Raw genomic sequence first — 7,951 nt, 5'->3', positions numbered from 1 at the left:
CACTCTTATGGACGGGGGGCGTCCCGCCCGCTCTTGATCTGGGGGGGGCGGCACGCCCGCGGTCCCCTGAGTCATGACCTCGCCGAATGACGGCGACGCCTCCCAACTTCGTTGGGGAGGAGAATAACAAGCTACTCCTCGAACGGCAGCTTCTCGCCCTCGGGCAGCGGCACCTGGAAGGTGTTGAGCGTCATCGACACCAGGGTGTAGTAGCCCATCACGCCGACCAGATCGACCACGCCGTTCTGTCCGAACAGTTGCTTCGCCCTGGCGAAGGTCGGCTCGGACACCCGTTGGGTCTGCAGCAGTTCCCGTGCGAACTGCCAGATCGCCTCTTCCTGGGAGTCCATTGTCTTCGGCTTCTCGCCACGATGGATGGCATCGATGATGCCCTGGCTGATGCCGGCGTCCCGCGCCAGTCGGGCGTGCGCATACCACTCGAACTGCGCGCGCCACTGCTGCGCCACCATCAGGATGGCGATCTCGTAGTGTTTCGCCGGAAGACTGGATCCGAACCGGGTCTGCGCCCCCAGCGCCTGCGCCAGATCGGCGAATTTCGGCGAGGGCAGCCAGGCCATGAACGGCCCGCGCGTGGCCGAGCCACGCGGTCCGGCGATGACATTGTCCACCACCTGGCGTTGCTCGGGCGTCATCTGCTCCGGTGTCAGGGTTTCGTAGCGCGGCATGGCCGTTCCTCCAATTTGAGAGCGTTGCGTTTCTCGCCGCGGGGCCATTCAGCGCCCACCGGGCCGGATTGTTTCCGTTCGTTGGTCGCGTCAGGCCGCGTTGCGGTCGACCAGCTCGATGGCCACGCCTTGCGGCCCGCGCAGGAAAGCAATGCGCACGTTGGGCCGTATCGTGGTGGGCTCCATGGTGAACTCCGCGCCCTTGGCCTTCAATTCGGCCACCGCGGCGTCGATGCCCGTCACCGTCAGACCGATATGGTCGAGGCCGAGATAAGGCGACGTCGGCGCCGCGCCGATCTTGTCGTCCGCCGCTGCCTTGGCAATGAACACTTTCAAGCCGCCCAGGTCGAGATCGACGCGCGGCTTGCCCTGCTGCACGCTACGCAGCACCTCGGCGCCGAACATGCGCTCATAGAATTGAGCCGTCGCCTCCGGATCGGGGCTGCGCAGGTGCACGTGGTCGTGGGTAAATTTCGCCATGTCGGTCTCCTCGTGTCATGTGGCGACTGTCGCGTCGTCGACGAAAGATAGCATGCGGCAGGAAACGACGGCGGCGCGACCAGGGCCCGCGTGAAAAGCTGACGAGCGCCTCCGGACGCTGCTATGAAGCGCGCCCCTCCTCCGCCCCCTCCCCTCCACCGTCCCTGACCATCCGAAACCGCCGCGCATGCGCATGACCAACCGCCGATCTGGCAAACCGCCGATCTGGCTGCTGATGAGCGCGACAGTCGCCTCGCAGCTCGCGCTCACCATCTTCCTGCCGTCGCTGCCGGCCATCGCGCGAAGCTTCGACGTCGCCTACGGCACGGCGCAGCTCACGCTGTCGGTGTATCTGTTCGCGTTCGCCTTCGCGCAGCTCGCCGTGGGCCCTCTCTCGGACAGCCTGGGCCGGCGGCCGGTGCTGCTGGCCAGCCTGGTCGTGTTCACGATCGGCAGCCTGTGCTGCGCGCTGAGCCCGACCATCAAGGCCCTGATCGCCTCGCGCCTGATCCAGGCCTGCGGCGCCTGCGGCGGCGTCGTGCTGGGCCGCGCCATCGTGCGCGACAGCCGCTCCGGCCCCGAGGCGCCGCGGGCGATGGGCTACATGGCGTCGGCTATGGCGCTGGCGCCGGCGTTCTCGCCGCTGCTGGGCGGCCAGCTGCTCGGCCATTTCGGCTGGCAGAGCAGCTTCTGGTTCACGGCCGCCATCGGCTTCGTGATGCTGGTCGCGGTCTGGCACATCCTCGGCGAAACCGCGCCCAAGGCGCCGCCGCGCACGACCGGCGTGGTGCGCGATTATGTCGACGGCTTTCGCGGGGTGCTGCGCGAACGCCGGTTCGTCGGCCTCATGATCGCAGCCACCTGCGCCTCGGCCGGCTTCAACGTATTCTTCTCCGGCGGCCCCATCCTGCTGATCCAGGGGATGGGCGTGGCGGCCGAGCTCTTCGGCTGGTTCACGCTGGCGTGGGCGGGCAACTTCGTCGTCGGCAGCCTGGTCTCCAGCCGTCTGCAGGGCCGCGTGCAGAGCCTGCTCCTGATCCCCGTCGGCCAGGGCATCCTCACCCTGGGCGCGGCGGCGATGGTGGCGACGGCCCTGCTCGGCTTCGTCACGCCGCTCGCGCTGATCGTGCCGCTGGTCCTGATGGGCTGGGGCAACGGCCTCAACATGCCCAACGCGATCGCCAACGCGCTCGCCGCGGTGCCCGCCAACCGCGTCGGCGCGGCCTCGGCGCTGATGGGCTTCGTGCAGATGATCGCGGCCGCGCTGCTGACGTTGCTGATCGGCTACCTGCCGCACGACACGCAGCTGAACATCGGTCTCGGCGTCGCCGTAACCGGAATCGTCGGGCTGGCGGGCTGGTGGACGCTCGTGCGCAGGCTGCCCAAGGCGGCATGACGCGACACCCGGCCGGGTGCTGCGCTCGTGACCGATGGCATATCGCGGGGGGTACGCCCGGCGGCGCGGGCTCGGGATCGTCGAAATCTGCGCCGACGAGCAAGGCGGACTTCGGCTCGACGGCCGCGGTCGAGCGGGCGACGGCGGCCGTTTCGAGCCGAATACCGCACCGCTTCGCGGTGCGCGCAACCTCAACGAGCGTCCAGGCCGACTGGTCTGCAGCCCAATTGACAAGACTGCAGTCTGGAATCCCCGGACGCTCGGTCAGGACACGGGAGGGACCACTTCGTTCGACGAAGGCCTCGAGCATGGGCCTTCGCAGGCGGTGCCCCGATTCCTCGACTGTCGATCACGGATGCTTGGCAATCAATTCCTGAGCGGTCCTGACCCCGATCACCAGGCTGTGCGGATCGGCTGTCACGCTGTGGAGCAAAGTCGTCGCCGCCGCGATGTCGCTTGCACCTGCCCAGTCGGTTCCGTGGAGTTCCTGCTGGTAGACGTATTCCTGGCTCACCGCCACCCTGCTCATCAGCGTCGTGATGTCCTGGGCCGCCGCTGTCTCCTGAGCCCCGCTCATGATGTTGACCACCACCGCGTCCACGGAGTTGCCCGACTGCAGCGCCTGCTTGATCTGTCCGACCCAATAGGCCGATCCCGGCGCGTCGGTCGGGCGATCGAACAGGTTTTCGTAGACACTGTTGAGGAAGTCGGCGATCTGCGCGTCGCTTGCTCCACCCGGGTTGGCCAGGAACGGGTAGAGGGCCTTTGCCTCGGCACTGGTCCCGAACGAGTGCGCGATAGGGGCGAGCGCGGCCGCGGCACCCTGGGTCGGAAGGCTCTTGTTGAACTCGCCGACGTAGTACTCGTAGCCCCCCGCATCGGCGGCACGACCGAGATACGCGGCATAGGTCGCGGCAATCAGCTCCCCGGAAGTGAGCGACAACAGCTGCAACGTGGCCGTTGTCCCGTCGACATCGACCGGCACGACGTGGATCACGACCCCCGAGGTGTCCAATACTCCGTACTGTCCGAAAGCATAGTAGCTGAAAGTATCGACGCCGGTGAATCCGTCGTTCGCCGTATAGGCAACCACGCCATCCGGAGCGAGCGCCAGGTCGCCGTTCTTCGCCCCCGACTGCACCGCCACGAATGCAGTCTCCTCGGAGACGTCGTTGGTCAACACACCGAACGGCACGGCGGCGGCCAGCGAGCCGACTGGCGCGGCGCCGCCCAGCGGATTGCCCTGCAGGACCACGAAGGCATCGTTATGCGAGTCCAGGAACGTCGGGAATTGGGCAGTCCAGGCCGCCGCCAGCGTGCCCGTACCGTCCGGCCCCACCGACGGCGTGAGCTTGTAGACCGGGAAGGTGTAGTCCCCGTAACCGCCGGAGAACAAGCTGGTGCCGCCCGTATGGGCGTTCGTTGAATCGTTCGAGAACAGATTGAGGCCGGTTAACTTGTTCCGCGCGCCCGCCTCGTCGGTGAACTCGAAGTAGTTGTAGCCCATCAGGTTCGTCGTGCTGCTGGGCGTGCCGGCATTGTGGGACTTGAGATAGGCCTCGATGTCCTGGGCTTCCTTGACGGCCGCCTTGGCCATCTCGGCGTCGTTCTTGTAGAGATTCCGGTTGGGCGTGAACACTTCCATCAACAACACTGGCACGTTGAACGATTGTCCCGGCCACGGCGAGGCGCCGCTGTCCAGGAGCGCCAGCGTGGCGGCGATCCCGTTGCTGTAAGGAGGTGTCGTATTGCTCTGGCCGATGTTGAAGCTGTTGAAGTAGTAGCTCTCGAAGCCCGAGTCGACCTGGGAGAGGCCCGTCACGGTCGCGCTGAACTTGGTGGCATTGTTCCATACGCTGGGAAGGCCCTGTCCCTGCTGGGCCCCCGAGACCAGCGCCTTGAACCAGCTCCCATTCGTGCCAGTCTGGTCGCCATTGCCGAAGGTGGCGCCGATCTGCACGATCGGGCCACTCGAGCCATTGACGACGGGATTGCCGTCGGGACCGTTGGTGCCGTCCGTGCCATTGATCTGCTTGTGCAGGTTGTAGATCCACCAGTTCATGCGCGAGAGGGCCTGCGACGCATCGGTAACGGGCGGATCGGCGACCGGCCCCGCGAGGTAGTCCGGCTCGTTGGCGACGCTGATCATGACGGCGTCGTGAATCTTGTTCGTCGTGGGATCGGTGATGCTGGCGATGAACCGCTTGAAGCTGTCCTGGATCTTTTCGGGCGCCGAGTCGAAGGAGTAGCTGCTGTTGGGCGTGACGTTGTTCCAGGAGTCCCCGTTGTTGCTTATGAAATAATTGGAGACCGGCACCACGACCTTCATGCCGAGGCTCTTGGCATAGTTCAGGAAGTTGATGTGATCCAGCCCCTTCAAGGGGTCGCCCGGGGCAGTGCCGCGGGCAGGGTTCCAGTCGTAAAGCCGGACCAGGGTGAAGCCCTCGCGGGCGAGGGTTCCCAGGTCATCGCGGTAGTTGGTGCCGTTGTCGTGCGGCGAGCTGAAGCTGGGCTCGGTCGCCGCCATGAATTGCTTGCCCCACAACGACTGGAAGGCGTCGTTGGCGAAGTCGGAATCTTCCGTCTGCTTGAACTGTTCCGCGTGCCAGCCCGGCCAGAACCCATGGTAATCGACGCCGCGATACGTTTTTCCAATGTATGCCATTATTGTCCCCCCGTAGCCTCGGAAGGATACTATGTGACGGCGGCCGTGGCAGGCAATAGCCCGATCTCGAAGCGCGCCCCCGATCGACCGTTGCCGCCCGTCGCCGGGCAGAGCCGCCATCGCCTGCTGCCGGCCCCGTATGCGGCAATCATGATCTGAGCCCACGAGAGCCGCTTGACGTACCCTGCAACGCTGCGCTCACCTCGGTGCTGCGCTCGTGACCAATGCAAACCGCGGGGGGAACAATGGACCAACAGAGCTTCGACTTCATCGTCGTCGGGGCCGGCTCGGCCGGCTCGGTGCTGGCCAACCGGCTGAGCGCCGATCCCCGGCACAAGGTGCTGGTGCTGGAAGCCGGGCGCGAAAGCCATCCCTGGTCGTGGATCCCGGTCGGCTTCGCCAGGCTGATCGACAACCCTGCCGCGAACTGGCTCTATGCCTCGGAGCCCGAGGCGTCGACCGGCCAGCGCCGCATCCCGATCCCGCGCGGCAAGCTGCTGGGCGGCTCCTCGTCGATCAACGGCATGGTGTTCGTGCGCGGCCAGGCGCAGGACTACGACACCTGGGCGCAGCTCGGCAATCGCGGCTGGAGCTATCGCGACGTGCTGCCGATCTTCCGCGACATGGAGAGCTTCCAGGGCGATGCCGACGAGGAGTATCGCGGCCGCACCGGACCGCTGAAGGTGACCGAGAGCAACGAGAGCGGCGCGATCTACGATGCGCTGATCAAGGCCGCCGGCCAGGTCGGCATCGCCTACACCAGGGACTACAACGGCGCCAGCCAGGACGGCATCGGCATGACCCAGGCGACCATCCGCGGCGGTCGCCGCATGAGCACCGCGGTCTGCTACCTCGATCCCGCCCGCAGCCGGCCGAACCTGACGATCGTCGCCAACGCGCTGACCGAGTGCCTGCTGTTCGACGGCAAGCGCTGCATCGGCGTGCGCTACACAGTGGGTGGCCAGCAGCGCGAAGCGCGCGCCGGCCGCGAAGTGGTCGTGAGCGCCGGCTCGATCAACTCGCCGCAGCTGCTGGAGCTCTCCGGCATCGGCCAGCCGGAACGGCTGAAGGCGGTCGGCATCGAGGTGCGCCACGAGCTCAAGGGCGTCGGCGAGAACCTGCGCGACCACTATTCGCCCAGGATGAAATGGACGGTGCCGCCGGCGCTCGGCGTGACCTACAACGACAAGATGCGCGGTCTCGGCAAGGTCGGCCAGGCGCTGCGCTACGCGCTCACCCGCAAGGGGCTGCTAGGCCTACCGGCGGCGCCGATCCGCGCCTATATCCGCACCCGCGCCGGCTTGGAGGCGCCCGACGCGGCGATCTCCTGGATCCCGTTCCTGGTGGGCGAGAACTTCCAGTTGGCCAAAACCTCCGGCATCACCGCGATCACCAACATCCTGCGCTCGGAGAGCACCGGCAGCATCCATGTCACGTCGAGCCGGCCGGACACGCCGCCGGCGATCCGCTTCAACTTCCTGAGCGCGGCGCTCGACCGCGAGGTGACGCTGGAAGCGATGCGCATCACCCGGCGCATCATGACCGCGCCGGCCATGGCGGGCATCGCCACCGACGAGATCGCGCCCGGCGTGAACATCGGCGCCGACGACGAGCTGCTCGACTGGGTGAGGAACAACGCCGAGACCACCTACCATCCGGTCGGCACCTGCAAGATGGGCGCGGACCCGATGGCGGTGGTCGACGACCAGCTTCGCGTTCGCGGCCTGGTGGGGCTGCGCGTCGCCGATGCCTCGATCATGCCGACGCTGACCTCGGGCAACACCAATGCGCCCTCGATCATGATCGGCGAGAAGGCCGCGCGGATGATGCTGGCATCGACGGTTCAGGCCGCCGCGGCGTGAACGGGAACGCGCTCATTCCTTCTCCTCCCCAGCTTCGCTGGGGAGGTGTCGCCGTCCTACGGCGACCTGCCTCCGCCGAAGCGAAGCCGCTTCGGCTTCGCGCAGGCAGGCGGAGGGGTCAGGGCTCTCTTGGACCGCGGGCGTCTCGCCCGATCATGCTCATGAATCATGAGCGGGCGAGACGCCCGCGGTCCGGAAGACCATGACTTCCGCCGGCGTGGCGCAGGCAGGTGTCTATCGATTTCAACGCGATCTCGAACTGGCTGACCGTGTCCGCCGGGATGGTCCCGTCCGCCCTCATGCCGACCATGCCCGAAAGGTAGATGAAGTCGCCGGCGCGGACGACATGGCAGTAATGGCTGACTGGCTCGAGCTCCCCGACAACCATGAAGCGCTCGATGGGCATGACGTGCTCTCCTCTCTTCGGACACTTCCCGCGGGGCATTCACATATGGGCGTCCCTTTTCATCCTCCTCCCCACCTTCGGTGGGGAGGTGCCCCGTCATACGGGGCGGAGGGGTCATGAGCCACAAAGACGTCGGCGCCATGGCTCATGACCCCTCCGACGCCGTATGACGGCGACACCTCCCCAGCAGAGCTGGGGAGGAGAATGAAAGAGCGTTTCGCCCGTGGGTGTTGTCGCGGCATGCCGATCATAGCAAGCTCGGCGGCATCGACGACCCTCTCCGGGAGACTCCGTGCAAGACAATCCCACAACGCGGGCCTCCCTGATGTCCGGCTTTCCACCGCCACCCTCGGGGCAGGTCACGCTCGCCAACTGGCGGACGGCGCCGTTCAATCGCTGGGCGTTCCATCATGTGCGCGAGATCGTCCCGTCCGCCGATATCCCGCACGACCCGGC

At 66.6% G+C, this 7,951-nt stretch carries 6 protein-coding genes; 2 read left to right on the top strand and 4 right to left on the bottom strand.

Translation table 11 applies throughout. The features are described 5' to 3' along the window. Window positions 1-131: 131 nt before the first annotated feature. Window positions 132-686 carry a carboxymuconolactone decarboxylase family protein gene (locus tag AB7O82_RS30560; protein WP_428550727.1) on the bottom strand — a complete coding sequence of 185 codons (555 nt, stop codon included), beginning with the start codon at window positions 684-686 and terminating at the stop codon, window positions 132-134. Window positions 687-776: 90 nt separating this feature from the next. Beyond that, the gene (locus AB7O82_RS30555) at window positions 777-1,166 is read right to left on the bottom strand and encodes a VOC family protein (RefSeq protein ID WP_428550724.1); all 390 of its coding nucleotides are present in this window, start codon (window positions 1,164-1,166) and stop codon (window positions 777-779) included. Window positions 1,167-1,359: 193 nt separating this feature from the next. On the opposite strand from AB7O82_RS30555, the gene AB7O82_RS30550 reads away from it, so the two are divergent. After that, window positions 1,360-2,562, top strand: coding sequence for a multidrug effflux MFS transporter (locus AB7O82_RS30550; RefSeq protein ID WP_428620972.1), 1,203 nt, complete (start codon window positions 1,360-1,362; stop codon window positions 2,560-2,562). 349 nt (window positions 2,563-2,911) lie between these two features. Here AB7O82_RS30550 and AB7O82_RS30545 read toward each other — a convergent pair whose 3' ends face one another. Next, on the bottom strand, window positions 2,912-5,347 hold the full coding sequence (locus AB7O82_RS30545; protein WP_428620971.1) for a DUF4214 domain-containing protein: 2,436 nt from the start codon (window positions 5,345-5,347) through the stop codon (window positions 2,912-2,914). A gap of 125 nt (window positions 5,348-5,472) precedes the next feature. On the opposite strand from AB7O82_RS30545, the gene AB7O82_RS30540 reads away from it, so the two are divergent. Next, window positions 5,473-7,089 carry a GMC family oxidoreductase gene (locus AB7O82_RS30540; RefSeq protein WP_428556156.1) on the top strand — a complete coding sequence of 539 codons (1,617 nt, stop codon included), beginning with the start codon at window positions 5,473-5,475 and terminating at the stop codon, window positions 7,087-7,089. Window positions 7,090-7,255: 166 nt separating this feature from the next. On the opposite strand, the gene AB7O82_RS30535 is transcribed toward AB7O82_RS30540, so the two are convergent. Then, window positions 7,256-7,495 (bottom strand): RidA family protein, encoded by a 240-nt coding sequence (locus tag AB7O82_RS30535; RefSeq protein WP_428556158.1) that lies wholly within the window; start codon window positions 7,493-7,495, stop codon window positions 7,256-7,258. Window positions 7,496-7,951 lie beyond the last annotated feature (456 nt).

Source organism: Reyranella sp., from assembly GCF_050185545.1.
GTDB lineage: Bacteria > Pseudomonadota > Alphaproteobacteria > Reyranellales > Reyranellaceae > Reyranella.
This window is presented reverse-complemented; position numbering and strand designations above follow the sequence as displayed.

What these genes read in the sequence shown, in the direction of transcription:
- AB7O82_RS30535 (WP_428556158.1), bottom strand. Translation starts at nt 7,495, where the DNA reads ATGCCCATCGAGCGCTTCATGGTTGTCGGGGAGCTCGAGCCAGTCAGC.
- AB7O82_RS30540 (WP_428556156.1), top strand. Translation starts at nt 5,473, where the DNA reads ATGGACCAACAGAGCTTCGACTTCATCGTCGTCGGGGCCGGCTCGGCC.
- AB7O82_RS30550 (WP_428620972.1), top strand. Translation starts at nt 1,360, where the DNA reads ATGACCAACCGCCGATCTGGCAAACCGCCGATCTGGCTGCTGATGAGC.
- AB7O82_RS30545 (WP_428620971.1), bottom strand. Translation starts at nt 5,347, where the DNA reads ATGGCGGCTCTGCCCGGCGACGGGCGGCAACGGTCGATCGGGGGCGCG.
- AB7O82_RS30560 (WP_428550727.1), bottom strand. Translation starts at nt 686, where the DNA reads ATGCCGCGCTACGAAACCCTGACACCGGAGCAGATGACGCCCGAGCAA.
- AB7O82_RS30555 (WP_428550724.1), bottom strand. Translation starts at nt 1,166, where the DNA reads ATGGCGAAATTTACCCACGACCACGTGCACCTGCGCAGCCCCGATCCG.